A 22,089-nucleotide genomic window follows, 5' to 3' on the forward strand; every position below is an offset into this window, starting at 1 on the left:
AGTTATACCTCAAGTATGCAGCTTTCTGTTTTTATAAATATTCATGACAATGCCCGCTAATATCATATTAACCAGCAAAGAACTTCCTCCGTAACTCAAAAAAGGCAGCGGAATACCGATAACAGGCGTTATTCCCAAATTCATTCCGATATTAATAGCAAAATGCGAAAAATAAAGAGTCAGCGTACCTATAATAACAAGCGACCCGAATTTATCTTTTGAAATTGACGCGAAGTGGAGCAATCTCAAAAATACCATCAAGAAAAGCAGCAGAACAATAATGCTTCCCACAAATCCGAATTCCTCGCCGATAACGCAATAGATAAAGTCCGTCCACTGCTCGGGAATAAAACGTAATTGCGTTTGATTCCCTTGCATAAAGCCTTTGCCCAAAATTCCCCCCGACCCGATTGCAAGTTTTGCCTGCAACGCATTATAGCCGGCTCCCAATGGATCGGCATACGGATTAATAAACGTTTCTATTCTCTTTTGCTGATGAGGCTTTAGCAAACGGAAACCGTATTCGAAAAAGAAAGAGGCGCCTAAATTCAGCATGAATATTGCGATACTGTTGAACAGGTCCCTCTTAAATATAAAGAGCGCTATTATAACCGCAACGAGAGAGGCTATAAAATAGATAGTTCCCAAAAGCGATGCAAAAGTTACAATCAGCGGCGAAAGGACTACAAATAATGCGAAAAGACTTATACCGCTCCAGAAAACTATCGAAATAGTAAGTATAATAAAAATTATTGATGTGCCGGTGTCGGGCTCCAATAATATAAGTAAAGCCGGCAGAAAACCGATTCCAATTGCTATGGCTATGTCTTTAATATTATTAATATCTCTTTCTTTGTAAGAGATCCAATAAGATATTCCGAGAATAGCGCCTATTTTTGCAAATTCGGAAGGTTGAAACCCCACAGGTCCGAAATCGAGCCAACTTTTAGCCCCGTAGACTGTCTTTCCCGCTATCAAAACCACTATCAACAAAAACAACGAAAATGCATAAACAGGGACAGCCATATTTTTAAAAGCCTGTTCGGGAAGATTATATATTATAAAAAACGTTAACAGAGAAATAACGGCAAAAAACAATTGTTTGTTAAAATTTTGCGATGCGGTAGGATGATTAGCAGTCGAGCTGTAGATTGCCGCCAACCCGAATAATATCAACAGCAATACGGATGTAAAGAAGACGATATCAAATCGATCGTTTAATTTATAATCAATTTTCAATTTTACTTACTCCTGCTACAACTTCGTTCTTAATTATTTTATTATCGCTGTCAATATGTTTGTTTAAGTAAGCTTTTATAACATCACGGGCAATGGGAGCGGCAACAGTGCTTCCGTATCCAGCATTTTCAACGACTACCGCTACAGCAATTTTAGGATTTTCGTACGGGGCAAATCCAATAAAAATCGAATGGTCGTCTCCGTGCGGATTTTGAGCAGTGCCTGTTTTACCGGCAATCTTGATGTCCGGCAATCTGATGTTTGTCGCGGTGCCGGCGCCGTTGACAACGAGATACATTGCATGCCTTACGATATCGAATGAACGCCTGCTAATTCCGATATCAAAATACTGAGGTTCGATTCCGCGGAATTTTCCGTTTTTCAAGATACCTTTAACAAGATGCGGCTTTGCGGATTTACCGTAATTGGCAAGCAGCGCAGTATATTGCGCCAACTGCAAAGGCGTGACGCTGAGTTCTCCCTGACCGATTCCCAAACTCAACAATATTCCTTTAGGCCAACGGTCTTTACCGAAGGCATTCTCATAATATTGTACTGTCGGCAACAATCCCGATGTTTCTTCGCCTATATCAATTCCTGTTTTCCTCCCGAATCCGAATTTAGCCGCGTATTTAGACCAATTGTCGAGTCCGATTTTTAAAGCGAGCTGATAATAATATGAATTGCACGATTTTTCAATAGAAGTAACAAGATCGGTATTAGAATGATAATGGAGACATTTGAAAAAGCGATCGCCGAAATAATATCCCCCGTTGCAAAAGAATCGGGTCTTTTCCGTAATTATCCCTTCTTCAAGTCCCGCTATAGCCGACACCATCTTAAATGTCGAGCCCGGTGAATAGATCGACATTGTCGCTCGGTTAAACAGCGGTTTGTCCTCGTCTTCGTTCAGTTCTTTCCACACCTTCGGGAAATTCATCGAAGAAAAATTTTCCAGATCGTACATGGGCGAGCTTACCATTGCCAGAATTTCGCCTGTGGAAGGCTCGATGGCCACCAGCGCTCCGCGTTTATCGGTAAAGAGCGATTCGGCGACTTGCTGAGTATATTTATCGAGAGTGAGAATTAAATCATAGCCTTTTGTGGGAGCGATATCGCTTTTACCCGAATTATATCTGCCGATTGTTTTTTGGTGCGAGTCGACCAATAAATATCTAATTCCTTTTTCTCCGCGCAGAACCGATTCGTAATTTTTTTCTATACCGGCGTATCCGACTTCATCCCCCAGGCTATAGCCGGTCATCTTATCCATCTGACTTTTGTTTATTTCTCTCAGGTATCCGAAAATATGCGAGCCGCGCACGCCGAAGGAATAGTCTCTTCGCGTTTCGATAACGTAATCGACGCCGGGTAATTTTTCGGCATTTTCTTCATACCATGCAATAACCTTGTAATCTACATTTTTGGCTATTCTAATCGGCACATACGGCGACATGCGCCTGTTTTTTTCGAGTAAACCGTTTATATAACCTTTTTCGAGTCCGAGTATTGTCTCCAAATAACGATTGAGCGAGGTATCGTATTTATCCGGCGTAATTCTCAATGTAAAAGAAGGCTCGTTTCCTACTAGTATATTGTTGTTTCTGTCGTAAAGTATTCCCCTCGGAGCCGTAAGATAAACAGGCTTAATACTGTTTTCGTTCGCTTTGACCGTATAAATACTCCCTTGCAAAACCTGCATATTAAACAATTGGATAAATGAGACGATAAAGAATGAGATTATTATTACGTATAAAATTCTTCTCCGAACGTCGCGTCCGAAAACTTGTTCTTTCATCTTAATTCCCTTCTTGGCATTGCAATTACTACCGGCAATGCAAAAACAGAAGTATATAGAGCTGGCAATAGACTGCCTTCAATCAAAAGTATAAAGAGATTAAGGTCGGGTCTCGCTGCGGCTATCAAAGTGTACAAAAAGGAATAAGCTACAGCCGCAACCAGATTAATATAGAAAAAATTCATCGTCGCTGTGTTTATTTCAATTTTATTTTCATTATAAAAATATCCCGCCATAAAACCGCTTATAGTCATTGCAAACATATTGATTCCCACGGCTCCTCCCGAAATCAAGTCGTACAGAAATCCAAAAATAAAACCGAGCGACATTCCGAAAATCTGGCCGTAACTCAACGCATAAAACGTAATTAAAACTATCAAGAGATTAGGCGCAATTCCAGATATACTGATAAGGGGCACAACCGTCAACTGAACTGCGGCGACTAAAATAAATAACAAAACCGGCATCGAAAATTGTTTGATCATTTCTTAATAAGATTAAGTTTAATATCGTCGAGTTTTTTATCCGGCACTATTTGCATGATAAATACGTTATATAAAGTTCTGATATCGGTATAAGGGCGTACCGTAACCGAATGCAAAAATCCTACAGGCACTTCTTCCCGTTCAATTACTTCTCCGATAGGTAAATTCGGAGGGAAAATAGTGCTAAAATCGGAAGTTTCAACTTTACTTCCGATCTGTATATCATAAGTGGACGGGATATTTTTAATAATCAGTTTATTTCCGTCCCAGGTCATAATGCCGTTGAGATTCATCGGTTTTATTGTTACTGCAATTTTGAGTCTTGTATTATATAAATTTCTTACGACGGAATAATCGTGCGAAATTTCGGTTACTAAGCCTACCAAGCCGCTGGAACTAATTGCCGGCATCCCGATACGGATACCGTCGTTCAATCCTTTATTTATAATAAAAGAGCCGTCGACGTAGTTTACCGTTTTGGAAATTATATCCGCTGCAATAATGGGATAGTTGAGAGAGTCTCTCAAATTTAGAGCCGCTCTCAATTCTTTATTTTCTTCTACCCTGTTTTTGAGTCTGCTCAATTCTAACATCAATTGCGCATTTTCTCGTTTGAGTTTTTCGATCGATTCGCGCTGTCTGAAAATCGAAACCGGATAGTTTAATAATTCGCTAACGACCGCAAAATTTCCGAATGCAAATTGTTTTAAGCGTACCAACTGAGAGCTGTCGTTAAAAGAGAGTACAAGCAGACTAATAGCAGAGAGCGCAAAGAGCAGTATATATTCCTTATAGCTTCTAATTATCTTAAATAAAAATTTAACCATCAGTATGTTCTTTTACGCAAAAATACTTTCGAATACTTATTGATATTTTCCAATGCTTTCCCCGTGCCTCTCACGACTGCGGTAAGAGGGTCCTCGGCAACGTGTACGGGCAAATTGGTTTCCATTCTGATTCTCTCGTCCAACCCTTTCAACAGCGCGCCTCCTCCGGTTAACATTACGCCGCGGTCGAGAATGTCCGCCGACAATTCCGGCGGCGTACGTTCGAGTGTTTGCTTGACCGCGTCGACAATCTGTATAATATTTTCATTGAGGGCTTCTCTTATTTCAACAGAACTCACTTCAGTAGTTTTCGGGATACCGCCGACGAGGTCTCTACCTTTAACCTGGATAGTCACTTCTTCTTTAAGAGGCACGGCGGAGCCGACTTCGCATTTAATAGCTTCGGCAGTGCGTTCGCCGATCAGCAAATTATAATTTTTCTTAAAGAATTGCATTATGGCGTTGTTCATCTCGTCGCCTGCAATTCTAATCGATTCTTCGTTTACAATTCCGCCCAGAGCAATAACGGCTATTTCCGTTGTACCGCCGCCAATATCGATAATCATATTGCCTGCGGGAGCTTCAACGTCGATACCGATTCCGATAGCGCCTGCCATCGGTTCGGCAATCAAGTGGACTTCTTTAGCGCCTGCATGTTCTGCCGCGTCACGCACGGCTCTTTTTTCAACTTCCGTCACTCCGCTCGGAACGGCGACGACAACCCTTTTGCTTGCAAAGCTGCTCGAGGTTACCTTTTTAATAAAAGCCCTTATCATTCCTTCGGCTATTTCGAAATCGGCTATAACGCCGTCGCGCATCGGGCGCGTGACTCTAATATCCCGATGCTCCCTTCCCTGCATCTCTTTTGCTTTATTTCCCAGTTCTATAATTCTTTTGGTATTTCTATCGTATGCAACTATCGAAGGCTCGTTTAGCACTATCCCTTTACCCTTAATGTAGATAAGAGTATTAGCGGTTCCGAGGTCGATAGCAAGATCAGTCATAAAAAAGTCGAATAATCCCATATATCCTCCCACCTCGCAGACGAGGTCAGTGTTTAAAATTTCTAATTCCCGTAAAAATCATAGATATATTATTTTCATTGGCTGCATTGATAACTTCTTCGTCGCGCACAGAACCTCCTGGTTGAATGACGGAAGTAATGCCATATTTGGCAATTTCAATCAGACCGTCGGCAAACGGGAAGAAAGCGTCTGACGCCGCGACCGCGCCCTCGAGCTGATGTCCGAACTGCTTGGCTTTTATAGCGGCAATTTTTGCCGAATCGACCCGCGACATTTGTCCGGCTCCCACGCCGAGAGCTTTGCAGTCTTTTACGAAGACGATTGCATTGGACTTGGTATGTTTACAAACCACCCAGGCAAATTTAAGGTCTTCTATTTCCGACTGAGTGGGCTCTCTTTCGGTAACCACCTTCATCAAATTATCTGAAATTTTCGAATTATCTTTATCCTGGACCAGCAGCCCCCCGGGTACGCTTTTAATTACACGCTGATCTTCGTCAGGATATTTCTTAATAAGAATCAATCTTCTGTTCTTTTTCTTTTTTAATTCATCGAGCGCTTCTTGAGAGTAAGAAGGAGCGCAGATTATTTCCAGAAAAATATCGTTCAACTTTAGCGCTGTCCCGGCGTCTACCTCTTTATTGAAGGCTACAATTCCCCCGAATGCCGACACCGGGTCGCCGGACAACGCTTTTTCGTAAGCTTCCGAAACGGAATTTGCCACAGCGGCTCCGCATGGGTTTGTATGTTTAATTATAGCGCATGCCGTTTTATCGAATTCGGATACCAATTCTACCGCGGCCGTAAGGTCGATTATATTATTGTACGATAGTTCTTTCCCGTGCAATACTTCGAAATATTCGGAGAAGTCGCCGAACAAGGTTGCTTTCTGGTGGGGATTTTCTCCGTATCTTAATTGAAATGCTGTTTTGTAATTTAATCTTACAGCTGTCGGCTCGTCTAAAAATTCTTGCTCGAAAAAGTTGGCAATAATGGTATCGTACATCGAAGTATGAGAAAAAGCTTCGGCTGCCAATTTACTCCGCGTTTCCAAACTGATTTCACCTTTATTCAATTCGTCGAGAAAATAATCGTATTGAGTTGGATTTGTGAGAACCGATACATATTTATAATTCTTTGCGGCGGCTCTGATTAAACTCGGCCCGCCTATGTCGATATTTTCAATTTTAACTTCGAGCGAAATATCGTCACGATTAACTACCTGAGGAAAAGGATAGAGATTGACGCAAACAATATCAATCGGCGTTATATTATTTTCAGCCGCCTGTCGAATATCCTCTTCCAGATCGCGTCGCATTAAAATACCGCCGAAGATTTTCGGATTCAGCGTTTTAACTCGTCCGGAGAATATTTCCGGATAAGAAGTAAAATCGCTTATCTCAGTGCATTCGACGCCGTTATCCAGCAAAGTTTTGGCTGTCTTACCGGTGGCAAGTATGCCGTATTCATGCTTGGTAAGTTCCGAGGCGAATTCGACTATACTTGACTTATCAGATACGCTTATTAAAGCTAACTTTTTCAATTTGTTACTCCGTAATAATTACTCTGTTATTCTGAATGCTGATTTTCCCTTCGGCAAATTTTTCTACTACGTACGGAAGAATTTCATGTTCGATTTTCAACACCCGCTCTGCAATTTCCTCGGGCGATTTTACATCCGAGATATCAACGCATTTTTGCATAATAATTTTGCCGTTGTCGTAAATTTTATCTACGAAGTGAATCGTGGCTCCGGATACTTTTGCCGACGATTCAAAAACCGCCTTATGCACATTTAGTCCGTACATTCCTTTTCCTCCGAAAGCCGGCAGAAGAGCCGGATGAATATTAATAATCATATTTTCGAAAGTATCTACGAAGCGGTCGGGAATTTTCTTCAGAAAACCGGCAAGAACTATTAATTCCACACCGCGGCTCTTGAGTACTTCTATTAAGTCGTCGTAGCTTATAAACTCCCCTTTTGCCTCTTCCGCCGCGAAATAAACCGGGATATCATTCATTTTTGCGTATTCAACCGCCGGACAATCGATACGATTGCTAACTAAAGCAACAATTTTAATTTTATCAGCGGATACTTTTTCGCTAATGGCTCTGAAATTTGAGCCCCGTCCCGACACAAACACTGCAATATTAATCATAAATCGTTCAATATTTGCCGACTAATTAATTCTCTTGTTTAGTTTTCTCTTCAAATTATCTATTGACGCCTGTATATAATCGATAAAATCATATTTATTATTATCTTCCGCTAAAGTCAAGTAGTGCAAAGCTTTTTCATAATTTTTTTGCGAATAATACGAAGCAGCCGTCAGGAAATAAGATTTCGGAACAATCCAGAAGAATTTGTTAAACTTTATTTTATGGATATTTTCGGCATAATAAATCGATTCATCAAACTTCTTCAAATTAAAAGCCGCCTCGGACAAATAGAGCAATGCAAAAGCTTTTTTAACGCCGGTCAATGAATCCGCATAAACGCTTAACGTGTCATATACCGGTTTGAACGTGGCAGCGCAGACGTTATTACTCATACGAATTAACAGCAAATCTTTATCGGTTACGCCGGTATCTTTGAGATAAGAAGCCAGTTTTTTAGCATACGCATCCTCGAATAGATCCGGGTTGCCTTCGTCTATTCTTTCGAGGCTTACATAAAAAGAATCGTCCAGTCCGAGAAACTTAAAACAGAGAGCGGATTTCAGAGCGGTTTCGCTCAGGTAGTCCGGTTCGCGGGCTGTATCATAAAAGATTTTATAATTTTCGAGAGCTTTAGCAAAGTTATTTCTACAAAAATAAATATTGGCAATTCTGTAACGAGCCAGAGCTGAAATCTGAGGAAATTCCTCTTTGTTAATCTTAATTACCTTATTGAACAGTGAGAGCGCATTATCGAGCTTACGTTTTTTAAATTGAATCAGAGCTTGTTGATAAAGAAACAAACTGTTGCCGGGGAATTTAGTTACAAGGCTTTTAATATATATTTCAGCGCTGTCGTACTCGGCAATATAGTCGACATAAATTTTAGAGAGATGGAATGCGGCTTCCGTTTTGTCGTACTTCCCTTTTTCGTAAGCAAGTTTAACGTATCTCAAGCCGCGCGCTTTATCCGAAGAAAGCCCGGTAAGATTCAAAGTCCATCCCAAAAATTCGGGTATAAAACTCATGGCATAATCGAAAAGACCGAGTCCGAGATAAGCGTCGTAAAATTTAGGATTAATTTCCAGAGTAGTATTGAACAGTTTAACCGCTTTTTTGCTATACCAGAAAGCGTCTACTGCGGAATTATTAATAGCATAAGCCATCGCTCTTAACGAAGCCAGATTGCCGGACATATAAGTATAATATGCGTTCTGAGGTTTATTTGATAACAGGAGGTCTAATTTTTCCTCTGTCAATTCGGCAAATTTAAGAAAGACATAATATTGTCCGATATCATGACTAGCCAGGAACGACCAGAAATAAAGTTGTGCAATACGAAAATATCCGTCGGGTAAATTCGGTTCGGCGTCCAAGACTTTATTGTATAATTCTTCCGCGGCTTTGAATTCGAGATTATAAGCTTTATTCAATCCCTGATTTAATAAATACTCCCTTCTGCTTTGAGCAAACGAGCTCGTAAAAAAAAGAAAAGAAAGAAAGACAATAAATAATTTTCCGTTCACTTTTTCTCCCGGGAATAATTAAACGCCGCTTTGACAAATTCCCTGAACAACGGGTGAGCTTTAGTAGCTCTCGATTTTAATTCCGGATGGAACTGGCAACCGACAAACCAGGGATGGTCTTCAATTTCGATCATTTCCACCAGACTTTCATCGGGAGAAAGACCGCTAAAAATCATACCGTGTTTTTCCAGCACCGTTCTGAATTTGTTGTTAACTTCGTAACGGTGTCGATGGCGTTCTGATATTTTTTGTTTTTTATAAGCTTCGTACGCTTTGGTTTTCTTTTTGATTATACATGGATATGCTCCGAGACGCATAGTCGCGCCTTTCACTTTCACTTTTGCCTGGTCGGGCATAATGTGAATAACGTTGTAAGGGCTCCTGCTTCGGAATTCCTGGCTGTTGGCAGATTTAATTCCGCATACATTGCGCGCAAATTCAATTACGGCGCACTGCAGACCGAGACATATACCGAAGAATGGTATTTTCTTTTCTCTGGCGTACTGAATCGCTTTAATCTTACCCTCAATACCGCGTTCGCCGAATCCGCCCGGTATCAACAGCCCGTCGTAATCTTTCAATAACGGTTCGGCTCCTTTTTCTTCAATCTCTTCGGAAGAAATAAATTCGGTTTCAACCTTCAAATCGTTTTCGGCGCCGGCATGGATAAACGCCTCTGATATACTTTTATAAGCGTCTTTATTGTCTATATACTTACCGCAGACGGCAATCCTTACTTTTTCTTCGGCATGTATGACTTTATCTACAAATTCTTTCCAGCCGTCAAGTTTGATAGTAATATCGGGCAGTTTTAATCTGTCGAGTACGATCCTGTCCAATTCCTGTTCGTGAAGCACAAGCGGCACTTCGTAAATAGTCGAGCAATCATATGCCGAGATAACGGCTTCGGTTTTAACGTTTGTAAAGAGCGCGATTTTTTCGCGTATTTCCCGCGGCAGTTTTTCTTCAGACCTGCAGACGAGAATATTAGGTTGAATTCCGAGTTCGAGCAAATTTTTTACGCTGTGTTGAGTCGGTTTGGTTTTCATTTCGCCAGCGGAAGAAATATACGGCACAAGCGTCACATGTATACTAATTGCATTCTTTCTGCCGCTTTCGAGCATAATTTGTCTCATAGCTTCAATAAAGGGAAGGCTTTCGATATCCCCTACTGTTCCGCCTATTTCGGTAATAACGATATCGTATTTGCCCGACTCGCCCAAAAATCTCATTCTTCTTTTAATTTCATCCGTAATATGCGGAATCACCTGAACCGTTGCCCCTAAAAAATCGCCCCTGCGTTCCTTTGTTATTACTTCGTTATAAACCTGCCCTGTAGTTGTATTGTTTGCCCGCGACATATCCACATCGAGAAAGCGTTCGTAATGTCCCAAGTCGAGATCCGTTTCGGCGCCGTCGTCCGTAACATAAACTTCTCCGTGCTGAAAAGGATTCATAGTTCCGGGGTCGACATTTATATACGGATCGAATTTCTGAATCGTAACGCTATATCCTCTCAATTTCAGCAGGAGTCCGAGCGACGAGGCAGTAATACCTTTTCCCAACGAAGAGACCACTCCGCCTGTCACAAATATGTACTTTACCTTCTTCTTATGTGCCATTTTTCCTAATTTTTATTGGATTTTTTTTAAAATGAAAAATAAAAAAAATTGTCCACATCTGTAGTAAAATTTTTATAAAAAGCCGCTAAATTATCAATTGTCGGGAATTTTCAAGAGATAGATTTTGCCTTTGCTCGCCGGTAAGTAATTGTCTCGCAACCACGGATTCAATAATTTAAGTTCTTTGTATGTAGTCCCGTGGCGTTGCGCGAAATCTGCCAGATCTTTTATTCCGTTTCTTACATCAACTGTTTTGTATTTGTACGGTTTATAAAGCTTTTCACGCTCAATAAAATACCCGTATTTTTCAGGATGAGTCATGATTTCTTTAAGAGCCAAAATACGCGCTACAAAGCGGAAGGTCTCTTCGTTTAAATAGAGTTCGTAATAGGAATCTTTTTTCTGCCTTTCGATCTGGCGGTCGATTCCGTTTGTTCCGTAATTATATGACGCTGCAGCCAGAGTCCAGCTTTTATATTTCGCAAATGAGTCCTTAAGATATTTGCAAGCCGCTTCGGTAGCTTTTTCGACGTCGTACCTTTCGTCGACGACTTTTGAAATTTCCAATCCGTATTTAACCGCCGCGGGTTGTGTAAGCTGCCAGAAACCTACGGCTCCCGCAGGAGAAACCGCATTTGTTAAATTGCTCTCGATTACCGCCATATATTTGAAATCGTCCGGAACGCCATGCTTTTTTAGGATCGGCTCTATTACAGGGAACCATCTGTTTGCCCTTTTGATATTGAGTAAAGTTGAAGAATTCCAGTACGCATTTATCAAAATTTCACGCTCAACGCGTTCATAGACGTCTTCAATATTCATCGGAACAGGTTCCCCGCAGAAATCGAGCTGGAGCGGAATTTCGGGAATAAACACTTTGTATTCGGGATTCTTGAAGTCAACGGTAATTTTACGATTATATTCGGCGCGAAAAATATAAATCAACACAAGCGCAAGTATAATAACCGCAACCGACAGTAAAATTACCGGTATATAATAATAAAAGTTTTCTCTTCTCATATATAAAAAAAGCTGCCCTGACGGGGCAGCTTCAATTTGCTAAGATTTTTTTCCGAAGGCGATTTCTTCCAGCATATCGGTTGTAACGGATTTGGGACGTTCGATCGGATAACCAAGACCGCGCGCCCAAATAATATTTGAGCATACGCCTAAAGCTCTTCCTATGCCGAACAGTACGGTATAGAATTCATATTCTCTAACCCCGTAATGCCATTGAATAACGCCCGACTGAGCGTCGACATTTGGCCATGGATTTTTGGCTTTGCCCTGTTCCAGCAATATAGGCGGAACAACTTTGAACAACAGATCTACATATTTAAATATCGGATCATCCGGCAGGTGTTTCAAACAGAATTCCCTCTGCGCCATATATCTCGGGTCGGTTTTTCTCAATACGGCATGTCCGAATCCGGGAACTACTTTACCCGATTCCAGTGTATCCCAAACGAACTTTTTCATTTCTTCTTCGGTAGGAATTTTGCCGCCCATTGAATCCATAACGCCCTGGAGCCATCTGAGAACTTCCTCGTTGGCAAGACCGTGCAAAGGACCGGCAAGACCGTTCAACATTGCGCTTATTGAATAATAAATATCGGACAAAGCGCTGGCAACCAGATGCCCGGTATGAGCGCTTACATTACCGCTTTCGTGATCGCTGTGAAGTATAAAATAAAGACGGGCAACGTCGTCGTAAGGCCTGCCGATACCCATCATGTGAGCAAAATTGCCTCCCATATCGAGGTCCGGATCGCTGGGGATTATATCGCCGTCTTTATATTTCCATCTGTAAATATGAGCCGCGATTTCGGGTATTTTAGCAAGCAAATTCATTGCGTCTTCGTAGTAAGCCGACCAATAATCAGCTTTTTGTATTCCTTTTCTGTATTCTTTATCGAATACCGAGTCGAGGTGCATCGACATGATCGCGGTGGCAAACATAGTCATCGGGTGGGAATCTTTGGGCATTGCATGGAGAATATCGAATACATATTGAGGAACTTTTTTGCGAGCGTTGAATTCTTTGTGAACTTCTTCTACTTCCTGCATTGTCGGTATATCGCCCGTCAACAAGAGATAGAGAAATCCTTCCACATAAGGCATTTCGGCGCCCGGCACTTTGGGAAGCTTTTCAAGTACCTCAGGTATAGTGTAACCTCTGAAACGGATTCCCTCAAACGGGTCGAGATAAGAAATATCCGTAACCAGGCATTTAATGCCGCGCATCCCTCCTATAACCTGGCTGATTTTTACCTCGTCGACTTTTACGTCTCCGTATTCCTTAACCAGACGTTCGGTTCTGGGTCTGTGCTGCAGAATCTTTTCTTCGAGTTTTTTCTTAAGTGACGACATAATCCCTCCGTAATTTATTTGAGTGTTCTATTCACAATCAGTCGCTTACTCGAGATATATTAAAAATTTCACGAGATACTTTTTCCGCGCTCAGAACTGCGCTTTCGATCGTTGCCGGCAATTCCGGAATTGTCCAGTCGCCTCCTACAAACAAATTTTTTATATCCGTAAAATATCCGGTATTATTTAACAACCTGTCGCCGGCAGGAACAAAAGTTGCTCTTTTTTCTTTTATAATTCTGGAACTTCTTACCAATTTTCTATTAAATATAGGAAAAAATAATTCTAAATTCGAGTATAACTCGGATAATAACTCTGCATTATTCTTTTTTATTAATTTTTCCGCCGAGCTCGCTGTAATAGAGATATATTTCCCATGGTTGAAAAGCCAATGGTAATCCGTCCCAAGCAACGCATAATACCTTTCAGTAAATGGATTATCTTCCAAAATCAGGTGAACGTTCAGAATCGGAGAGTATTCAAAGGAAGGGACGCTTTTCAGTTGGGTTCCGGAAAATTTAATTTTTTTCAATGCATGAGCAGGCAATGCGGACACGACCATTTCAAAATCATCGTAAAGATTATTGTCGGTAACAATTTTATTTATTATACCGCCTTCAATTCGGAATTCGAGAACGCGCTCCGATAAATTAACATAGCCGCCTTTCGATATAATAAAATTTTTCGATTTGTCGATGTACATCGTTCTTAAATTCTTACGAGGCAGAATGAATTTATAACCTTCCGCGCCGGAAAAGAATATCCTTTTAATAACATTTTTGAAAATCGAAGCGGAGGCTTTTTCGGGGTCGGAATTCAGCGCGCCCACGCATAGTACCTGCCAGAAATTTTCAATCGCTTCGTCTGTTTGGTTATTATCTTTCAACCATCGAAATACATTTACATTTGATTCCCGTTCGTTCTTCTCATTTCTAATTTTCATCATTAGCGCAAGAATACGAGCGCGGCTTTTCCAACTTACGGCTTCAAAGTTCATTATTGCGTCGATTAAATTAAGAGGATAAAATTCGTCGACCGCCCTAAGGTAAGAAATTCCGTAATTCGGTCTTACAAACGGCACTTTTAAAGGCAGAAAAATTATTTCGGATTCTGCTCCGATAATTTTCAGAAAACGAAGAGTCGAACGATAGCACCCCATCAACAGGTGCTGTCCGTTATCGAATTCTAAATTCGATTCAGGCTCGGATAGCGTATAAGCTCTGCCTCCTAATTTGGGCGAAGCTTCTATCAAAGTAACTTTGAATCCTTTTTCGGAAAGAAAAACAGAGGCGGCTAAACCCGAGAGTCCCCCTCCTATAACAATGATCTTCATACTCAATAAACTAGATTATACTTTATCCACGTTCCCAAAGAAAGGGCGATTTTTTCCGTGGAAGAAACTTTGATGTTATTATTGAAGACGTCGTAATTAGCTTTCCGGATTTTCTTCAACAGTCTTTCGTAAATATGTTGCATAGCGCGCGCGGGAAACATCCTGGGCTTATCTTCGAAGTCCAGAGAATTATCGGCTTTCTCAAAATAGAATTCCGCCCGTTTGCTTTCGTAGTCCATCAATTGTATAAACCTGTCGTTGTATTTTTTGGTTTTCAGATCTTCAATAGAGTAGTTAAATTTATCGAGGTCGTATTTGGGCAAATAGATTCTGTCGTTCTCAATGTCTTTTCCTACGTCGCGGATTATATTAGTCAATTGTAATGCAATGCCGAGATTTACCGCATAATCCTTTGTTGAATTGTTTTTATAACCGAATATTTCAATACACATCAATCCGACGGTGGAAGCCACTCTGTAACAATATTGAACGAGATCGTCAAAGCTGAGATAGCTTTTCTTCTGCAAATCCATTTCCATTCCTTCTATTAGTTCGAAGAAGGGTTCTATAGGAATGTTGAATCTCGAAATAATCTGATTCAGCTTATTTAGCAGGGGATAATCCGAGCGACCTCTCAAACCTTTTTCGAATTCAATGCGCCACTTCCGTAATTTTTCATATTTAATATCGTCGGGTTCGGATGTTTCGTCGACGATATCGTCGGTCGTTCTGCAAAAAGCATAGACGGCGTTCATGGCTTCCCGCTTTTCGGGCTCGAGCAGCGAGAAGGCATAGTAGAAACTGCTTTTGCTGTTTTGCGTTATTTCTTTGGCTTCGTCTTTCATTTTAATAAAGCTTTAAAAAACAACATAATTAAATCGTACACTTTCAGCGTGGGTCTGTATTCAAACGTGTCGTAATCGTTATTTTCAATATAATCCAAAATTTTATTACCGCCAAGTATAGTAAGCTTCAACTGGCAAATCAATCCCCGGGTTGCATTAGGATGATTTTTTAGCGCGCTAATAATTTTTTCGCCTTGCTCGTAATATTTTCTGTTCCTGGCTACCTGCAACTTCATCAATTTCCTGAATCTTGCTTTTTCTTCGCCGTTGAGGATAAGCAATTTATTGTCGTCCAGTCGATATTCTTTCATTTCATCGAGAGGAATATAGAGCCTGTTCTTCATGAAATCAATCGAGATATCCTGATAGAAATTGGTCAATTGCAGTCCTGTACAGATTGAATCGGAATAATCGAATATTTCATCAACGCGTATATCGAACAATTCAAGTATAATTCTGCCTACGGGATTTGCAGAATTACGGCAATATTCCAAAACATTATCGAAGGTTTCGAATCGGTTTACGGTTATATCCGATTCAAACGCATTGAGCAAATTAAAAAAATTTTCTTCCGTTAAATTAAAATTTTTAATCGTATAGTCGAGAGCCGCCCAGAAATTATCGTAATAATTGCCATCGAGAGCGTTTGAAAGCTTGAAGCGGTATAAACTTATATTTTCGAGACGCTCTTTTACATTCGAATCGCCTTCGTCTGCAATATCGTCCGCCGTCCGGGCAAATTTATATATTATTGCAACATGTTTGCGGAGTTTTGCAGGTAAGAATAACGATGCTACGGGAAAATTTTCGTAGTGTTTCCTGGCAAATTCGAGAGCGTCGTTATACTCGTTGTCTATCTCTTTATTAATCACGCTTAATCTAAATTATGACGAATTAAGATAGTGAATTCCTGAGGAATAATAAATAAAAATGGGAGTAATTAAAGAATTGGTGCCCGGAACAGGACTCGAACCTGCACTGGCGTAAGCCAACTAGCTCCTGAAGCTAGCGTGTCTACCAATTCCACCATCCGGGCAAAAATCACGGGTCTAAATCTAAAAAATTTTATCGAAAAATAGAAACGGAATCTTTAGTTTCCGTTGTATCTTTTATTACATACTTTGTCGGCAATTTAACGTAATTATCGCGCATTGCATCGTAAGTATCCGGAATATCACGCACATTCGAGATATCCGTATAAATGCCGTTGCGGCAATCTCTCGAATAAAGTTTGGGATTACCGAGCTCGAAAATAGATTCCCTGCAATAATTGACTGTTACTATATTGCCGTTAGCCGGCATTTGAAAATCTTCGAGCGGCAGATCGAGATTCTGATAAACATCGTGCATAAAAAGAGCCCAAATCGGCAGCGCGGCTCTTGCGCCTTGTCCGTACTCGCCGGTAAACGAGACTTGTTGATCGTCAAAACCGACCCATACGCCTGCGGCAAGTTGAGGAGTAAATCCGATAAACCAGGCGTCGGCAAAATCCTGAGTTGTGCCCGTCTTACCGGCAGCCGGTCGCTGAAAATTAAACCGATATCTGATCGATACACCCGTACCTTCGTCGACTGCAGTGCGCATCATATCCGTTACCAGGTAAGCCGTCTCTTCCGGTATAGCTTCCCTGGCTTCCGAAGTAAATTTATCGATGAGAATACCGTCTTTGTCCTCTATTTTCAAAATCGAAATCGGCTCGTTGTAAATTCCGCGGTTGGCTAATGTTGCAAACGCAGACGTCATTTCCAAAGGCGAAACCAAAGAAGTTCCTAACGCAATCGACGGATATAAATCGAGTTTACTCTTAATGCCCATCTTCTCGGCAAACAGACCTATTTTCCAGAGAGGAGCATAATCTTCGATTATCAATCGGGCGGCAACAATATTGATTGAATGAGCCAAACCCGTCCTGAGCGTCGTAAATCCTCCAGTCGACAAATCGAAATTCTGAGGGCTCCAGCCGTTATAATCGAAAGGCTGATTCAATATCGGATACGCGGGATAAATACCGTTGTCGACGGCTACCGAGTAGACTATCGGTTTGAAAGCCGAGCCGGGCTGTCTTTTAATTTGCGTAACGTGGTTCAAACCGTATAGGAATCGCTGATTGCGCCCTCCCACCATAGCCTTTATTTCGCCCGTCTTAACATCTAGAACTACAAAACCGACTTCAATACGAGTGGCAGCTTTCTTAACCGAATCTACAAATTCCCTGTCGTATTTGAATCTGTTGTAGACTTCTTTTCTTGCTTCCGCATCTTGAGCGGTTTTATATTCAATTCTGTTTCTGACAGCCTTGTCAATCAATTCATTTAAGTCGCCTTTATATTCGCTCCATCTCCAGCTCCTGTCGAACTGTTTTTGAAAATCGTTCAGATGAAGTTCTACGGCTTTATTTGCTATTTCCTGCATTCTGCTGTCCAGAGAAGTATAGATATTTAAGCCGTCGCGGTATAAATCGTAACCGTATTTGGCGGCAATCTTTTCCATCTGTCTGCGTATGTGTTCCAGAAAGTGCGGGGCGATTGTGCTCCGGATGCCGTTTTTTATTTTTTCGTACGATAATTTAATCGGCGTCAGTTTATATTTATCGTACTCTTCTTCGCTCAGGTAGCCCATTTCCACCATATTTTTCATTACCAGGTTACGGCGTTGAAGCGCGCGTTCGTAACGATTATAAGGATCGTAGTAAACCCACGATTTGAGGATTGCCACAAGAACCGCCGCTTCGGGAATCGTGAGTTGCTGGAAGCTTTTGTCGAAATAAACTTTAGAAGCCATTCCGATGCCATAAGCGCCGTGACCGAACCATTGCACGTTCAGGTACATTTCGAGTATTTCGTCTTTCGTATAATTCTTTTCAATTTGAACCGCCGTAATCCATTCCCTTATTTTCCTGATTCCCGTATCGAATAATGTTTCGTTTTGAATTTTGAGATCGTAAAGATTTTTTGCCAACTGCTGAGTAATAGTACTGGCGCCTTCTCTCCTTCCGAGAAAAACATTTTTGATCATCGCTTTAATAAATCGTTCGAGGTCAACGCCCCAATGTTCATAGAATTTTCTGTCCTCAGTGGCAATCAAGGCTTGAATTACATGCGGAGGAACGTCTTTAATACTGATTTCTATTCTGTTTTCTTTAAAAAACTGTCCTATCAGCACTCCGTCGCTGCTGTAAACGTTGCTAGCGAGCTGAGGTCTCGGATTTTCCAGTTCCTCAAGCGAAGGCAGACCTTCAATAATATACCGAACAAAAATCGCCGAGCATGCAATTAAAATTAGTCCGAAAAAAATCAATAAATATCGTAACGCTCTCCTTTTTTTCTTAATCGTTTTTGCCATACCTTACCAATTGATTATTTGAAATGAATCGGTGAATTTGCCGTAACAAGGTTGTTCGAGCCACGACCCGAGATTAATGTATTTTCCGTTATTGTATTCAAACTCGGAGCGAATGTGCGTATGTCCGAATATTACATAATCATATCCTTGGTCGATTTTCCGCATTGCCGTTTCAATAAGACCGTCTTTCCTGCCATAGTCTTTTTGCGACGTATATGAGCGGCTCGTTTTACTGGTTCCGCTGGCTATTTTAATCCCGAGGTCGGGATGAATAGTTGAATAAATACGCTGCAAAACTTTATTTCTCAAAATCCATTTAAGAATTCGATAACCCGTATCGTTCGGCACCAGTCCGTCTCCGTGTCCGATAAAAAATTTTTTATCGTTCAGCGTAAAAGCGGCGGGGTCTTCGTATAAGATTGCTCCGATTTCTTCGCGAAAAAAATTCCGGTGAAGGAAATCGTGATTCCCAATAAAATAATGGATTTTTTTGCCCGACTCGGCAAATTCAATCAAAGCAGCCAGCGTTTTATAATATCCTTTCTGAATAACGCGCTTGTATTCAAACCAATAGTCGAATAAGTCGCCCAGTATAAAAAGTTCGTCGCAGTTCTCAGCCGCGTAATTAATCAACTTAACTAATTTTGCTTCCTTTTCTTTTTCTTCTTCTTTTAAGCCGAGTCCGAGATGAACATCCGATATAAAAAAATACGTGGAATAATTAATCATATTCTTTTTCTACTGTGAACTTTGCAAGTATTTTTGATTCCGGGTCCATAATTATTTCAACGGGTTCGAAATCGGTTATGACTTCAAAAATTTTTTTCCTTTTGTCAATATAGAGTTTTTCAAGTTTAGACTCAGATTCTTTTTTCCCCGACAATATGATTTCCAGAGGAAATATATAATTTTCGTATCCGCTTTGTAACTGTTCAACGGTAATTTTGTTCCTGTACTTATTGCCTTCTTTTCCGCTGTTCCATTTTGTTTCCAATTCGATAATTCCTTTGCCTTCGTATATCCATTGATTAAAAAAGTAATCGAGACTAACGCCGGCTGTGGTTTCACAAATATTTTGAAAATCTCCGGTTGAAGCGTTTTTATATTTGTATTTATTGAAGTAATTTCTAAGCGAAGCAAAGAACAGGCTGTCGCCAATTTCATTCCTAAGCATATGGAGCGCCCAGGCTCCTTTGTCGTATATCGTTCTGCTGAAAAGTCTGACGCCCGGATTATAGAGAGGCGTATCGGTAAAATTGCTAATCTTTTGTTTCATCGTTGAAATCAGAGCTGATTTGCCCGCTTTCGCTTCCCAGTAGAGAGCCTCGGAATAAGTCGCAAAACCTTCATTCAGCCAGATATCTTTCCAGGTAGCGGGACCGACAGCATTACCCCACCAGTGATGAGCAAGTTCATGTACCAGCATATCCTGAAAAAATTTCCTGCCTGTAATAAAATCCGAACCTACGCCCGTAAGAGTTTGATGTTCCATTGCCCCGTATTTCCATAAGAATTCGGCTACTGCGTACTTTTCTTTGGCAAAAGGATAGGAACCGAATAATTTTTCGAATAGGTTCAAGTATACCGGATGGTCTTCAAAATCCTTTAACGCCTGTTGGAATTTGTCAGGAAGAGCGTAATACTGCAGGCTGACCGTATCGCCCGCGGTCGAAACGTAATCAGTAAAATAAGATTGATACTCGCCCGAATAGATTGCAATCAAATATGTTGATATCGGATAATAAGTTTTCCAGTGATAAACTTTCTTACTATTCTTTCGTTTAATTTCGATAAGTTTTCCGTTGGACAGCGAGACATAATTTGAGTCGTTTTCAATATAGATATCGACGAGAGCTTTGTCGTACGGTCGATCGTTGCAGGGGAACCAGGTCGATGCAAATGTCGGTTCGTTCATCGTATAAACAAAATATGAATCTTCGAGGTTTTCAAAATTAAACGACCCGAAACCTTTTTTTAGGGGGGCGCCCGAGTAACTAACCTCGAGTAGTAGGGTATCGGGCAATGACGTCGTCGGCTCAACAATAATTTTGTCGTCGTCTCTTTTAAATACTATTTCCCTTCCGTTGAGTCTAATATTTTCAATACGCATATTATCATAAAAGTCGAATTCAATTTTTTTTGCAGTTTTCGATTTCGGGACGAACAATATTCCTGTTTCCCCTTTAATATACCTGCCCTTAGGATACAGGCTTACTTTAATATTATAATGGATAACGTCGATATCCGAATGAGATTCGGTACCCAGATCGTCTTCTGATAATAAGAGCGATTTGTACAAACCGTAAGCCATCCGGGCATCGGGTGAAAAGACGAAAGCGCCTATAAGCAAAAAAAGCGCTATGACCGTGAATATTATAAACGGAACCAGAAGTTTTTTCATTATGCGGAAAAATAAGTTAATATTAACACAAAATTAATTAATTCTGGCGTTGCCAATCAATTAATAATTAAATATATTTTATTGCAAATTGTCGAGGAAGCTATGGCATACACCGGTTCTGAAATTTTAAGAAAAACCTTAACCATGATTCTTGCAGGCGGTCAGGGGGAACGATTATTTCCATTGACAAAAGACCGCACAAAACCTTCGGTTTCCTTCGGGGGGAAATACAGAATCATAGACTTCACATTGTCGAATTGCCTTAATTCGGGATTCAGGAAAATTTATGTACTCACGCAGTATAAATCCGATTCGTTGAACCGGCATTTATACGAAGCATGGAACATTTTCAATCCCGAACTGGGCGAATTTATCTATTCGATACCGCCCCAGTTCAAAACCAGCAGCGACTGGTATCTCGGAACTGCGAATGCAATTTATCAGAACTTCAACCTGATCGAAGATCATCATTACGACTGGGTATTGATACTTTCGGGCGACCATATTTACAAGATGGATTACCTGAAAATGATCCAATACCATATCGAGAAGAAAGCCGATTTAACGCTGTCGGCTATTAATATTCCTAAAGATCAGGCGAGCAGGTTCGGAGTTATTCAGATTTCGGAAGATTATACAATCCAGTCGTTTATAGAAAAACCGAAGGATCCGCCAGCAATTCCCAATACTCCGGACCAAAGTTTTGTGAATATGGGTATTTATGTTTTCAGCGTGAAAGCTTTGAAAGAAGCCATGTACAAAATGGAAGAAGAAAAATTGCCGAGCCTCGATTTCGGTAAACATGTTATTCCTTATATGTTGAAAAAAAATTACAATTTGAAAGCTTACCGTTTTATAGACGAAAATAAAAAACCGGAACCGTACTGGGTCGACGTGGGAACGATAGAAAGTTACTATGCCGCGAGTATGGATTTAATAAGCGTCAATCCCCATTTCAATCTTTACGACATGCACTGGCCTTTACGAACCGAGCAAAGACAATTTCCCCCTGCCAAAACGGTATCGCACGAAGGCGAACGCGTTGGACGCGCAATCAATTCCTTAATCACCGACGGCACTATCATCTCGGGAGGTCTCGTCGAAAGGTCGATACTCGGT

The 22,089-nt window shown here is 40.8% G+C and carries 18 protein-coding genes and 1 tRNA gene; 1 reads left to right on the forward strand and 18 read right to left on the reverse strand.

Annotation, left to right across the window (positions count from 1 at the left end):
• Positions 1-9: 9 nt before the first annotated feature.
• The 18 genes from rodA to ACOYVE_RS11200 all read right to left on the reverse strand — a co-directional run bounded on the left by rodA (position 10) and on the right by ACOYVE_RS11200 (position 20,970).
• Entirely contained in the window at positions 10-1,239 is a 1,230-nt protein-coding gene (gene rodA, locus ACOYVE_RS11115) for a rod shape-determining protein RodA (RefSeq protein ID WP_422881973.1), read from the reverse strand.
• On the reverse strand, positions 1,229-3,037 hold the full coding sequence (gene mrdA, locus ACOYVE_RS11120) for a penicillin-binding protein 2 (RefSeq protein ID WP_422881975.1): 1,809 nt from the start codon (positions 3,035-3,037) through the stop codon (positions 1,229-1,231). The genes rodA and mrdA overlap by 11 nt, the downstream gene beginning before the upstream one ends.
• A complete protein-coding gene (gene mreD, locus ACOYVE_RS11125) occupies positions 3,034-3,522 on the reverse strand; it encodes a rod shape-determining protein MreD (RefSeq protein ID WP_422881977.1) in 489 nt (162 codons plus the stop codon). Before mreD ends, mrdA begins: the two co-directional genes overlap by 4 nt.
• Complete coding sequence (mreC, locus tag ACOYVE_RS11130; protein WP_422881979.1) at positions 3,519-4,349, reverse strand: rod shape-determining protein MreC; 831 nt, start codon at positions 4,347-4,349, stop codon at positions 3,519-3,521. Before mreC ends, mreD begins: the two co-directional genes overlap by 4 nt.
• Entirely contained in the window at positions 4,349-5,374 is a 1,026-nt protein-coding gene (locus ACOYVE_RS11135; RefSeq protein WP_014857480.1) for a rod shape-determining protein, read from the reverse strand. The genes mreC and ACOYVE_RS11135 overlap by 1 nt, the downstream gene beginning before the upstream one ends.
• Positions 5,375-5,399: 25 nt before the next feature.
• A complete protein-coding gene (gene purH, locus ACOYVE_RS11140; RefSeq protein ID WP_014857481.1) occupies positions 5,400-6,917 on the reverse strand; it encodes a bifunctional phosphoribosylaminoimidazolecarboxamide formyltransferase/IMP cyclohydrolase in 1,518 nt (505 codons plus the stop codon).
• Between the two features lie 4 nt (positions 6,918-6,921).
• A complete protein-coding gene (gene purN / locus ACOYVE_RS11145) occupies positions 6,922-7,533 on the reverse strand; it encodes a phosphoribosylglycinamide formyltransferase (protein WP_014857482.1) in 612 nt (203 codons plus the stop codon).
• Positions 7,534-7,554: 21 nt separating this feature from the next.
• Positions 7,555-9,057 (reverse strand): tetratricopeptide repeat protein, encoded by a 1,503-nt coding sequence (locus ACOYVE_RS11150; RefSeq protein WP_014857483.1) that lies wholly within the window; start codon positions 9,055-9,057, stop codon positions 7,555-7,557.
• A complete protein-coding gene (locus ACOYVE_RS11155; RefSeq protein WP_041356137.1) occupies positions 9,054-10,679 on the reverse strand; it encodes a CTP synthase in 1,626 nt (541 codons plus the stop codon). Before ACOYVE_RS11155 ends, ACOYVE_RS11150 begins: the two co-directional genes overlap by 4 nt.
• 93 nt (positions 10,680-10,772) lie before the next feature.
• A complete protein-coding gene (locus ACOYVE_RS11160) occupies positions 10,773-11,699 on the reverse strand; it encodes a lytic transglycosylase domain-containing protein (RefSeq protein WP_014857485.1) in 927 nt (308 codons plus the stop codon).
• 39 nt (positions 11,700-11,738) lie between these two features.
• Entirely contained in the window at positions 11,739-13,049 is a 1,311-nt protein-coding gene (locus ACOYVE_RS11165; protein WP_014857486.1) for a citrate (Si)-synthase, read from the reverse strand.
• 37 nt (positions 13,050-13,086) lie between these two features.
• A complete protein-coding gene (gene hpnE, locus ACOYVE_RS11170; protein WP_014857487.1) occupies positions 13,087-14,382 on the reverse strand; it encodes a hydroxysqualene dehydroxylase HpnE in 1,296 nt (431 codons plus the stop codon).
• A gap of 2 nt (positions 14,383-14,384) precedes the next feature.
• The gene (gene hpnD, locus ACOYVE_RS11175; RefSeq protein WP_014857488.1) at positions 14,385-15,227 is read right to left on the reverse strand and encodes a presqualene diphosphate synthase HpnD; all 843 of its coding nucleotides are present in this window, start codon (positions 15,225-15,227) and stop codon (positions 14,385-14,387) included.
• Positions 15,224-16,099 carry a squalene synthase HpnC gene (gene hpnC / locus ACOYVE_RS11180; RefSeq protein WP_014857489.1) on the reverse strand — a complete coding sequence of 292 codons (876 nt, stop codon included), beginning with the start codon at positions 16,097-16,099 and terminating at the stop codon, positions 15,224-15,226. The genes hpnD and hpnC overlap by 4 nt, the downstream gene beginning before the upstream one ends.
• 77 nt (positions 16,100-16,176) lie before the next feature.
• A tRNA-Leu gene (locus ACOYVE_RS11185) sits at positions 16,177-16,263 on the reverse strand.
• 29 nt (positions 16,264-16,292) lie between these two features.
• Positions 16,293-18,569: a penicillin-binding protein 1A gene (locus ACOYVE_RS11190; RefSeq protein WP_014857490.1), complete on the reverse strand. Its 2,277-nt coding sequence runs from the start codon at positions 18,567-18,569 to the stop codon at positions 16,293-16,295.
• Positions 18,570-18,572: 3 nt separating this feature from the next.
• A complete protein-coding gene (locus ACOYVE_RS11195) occupies positions 18,573-19,298 on the reverse strand; it encodes a UDP-2,3-diacylglucosamine diphosphatase (protein ID WP_014857491.1) in 726 nt (241 codons plus the stop codon).
• Positions 19,291-20,970 carry a M1 family metallopeptidase gene (locus tag ACOYVE_RS11200; RefSeq protein WP_422881985.1) on the reverse strand — a complete coding sequence of 560 codons (1,680 nt, stop codon included), beginning with the start codon at positions 20,968-20,970 and terminating at the stop codon, positions 19,291-19,293. Before ACOYVE_RS11200 ends, ACOYVE_RS11195 begins: the two co-directional genes overlap by 8 nt.
• A gap of 102 nt (positions 20,971-21,072) precedes the next feature.
• Here ACOYVE_RS11200 and ACOYVE_RS11205 point away from each other — a divergent pair.
• Positions 21,073-22,089, forward strand: a 1,017-nt coding sequence (locus ACOYVE_RS11205; protein WP_422881987.1) for a sugar phosphate nucleotidyltransferase, incomplete at its 3' end; no start/stop codon positions are given.

The sequence above is a fragment of the Melioribacter sp. genome (genome assembly GCF_049325435.1).
Taxonomy (GTDB): Bacteria; Bacteroidota; Ignavibacteria; order Ignavibacteriales; family Melioribacteraceae; genus Melioribacter; species Melioribacter roseus.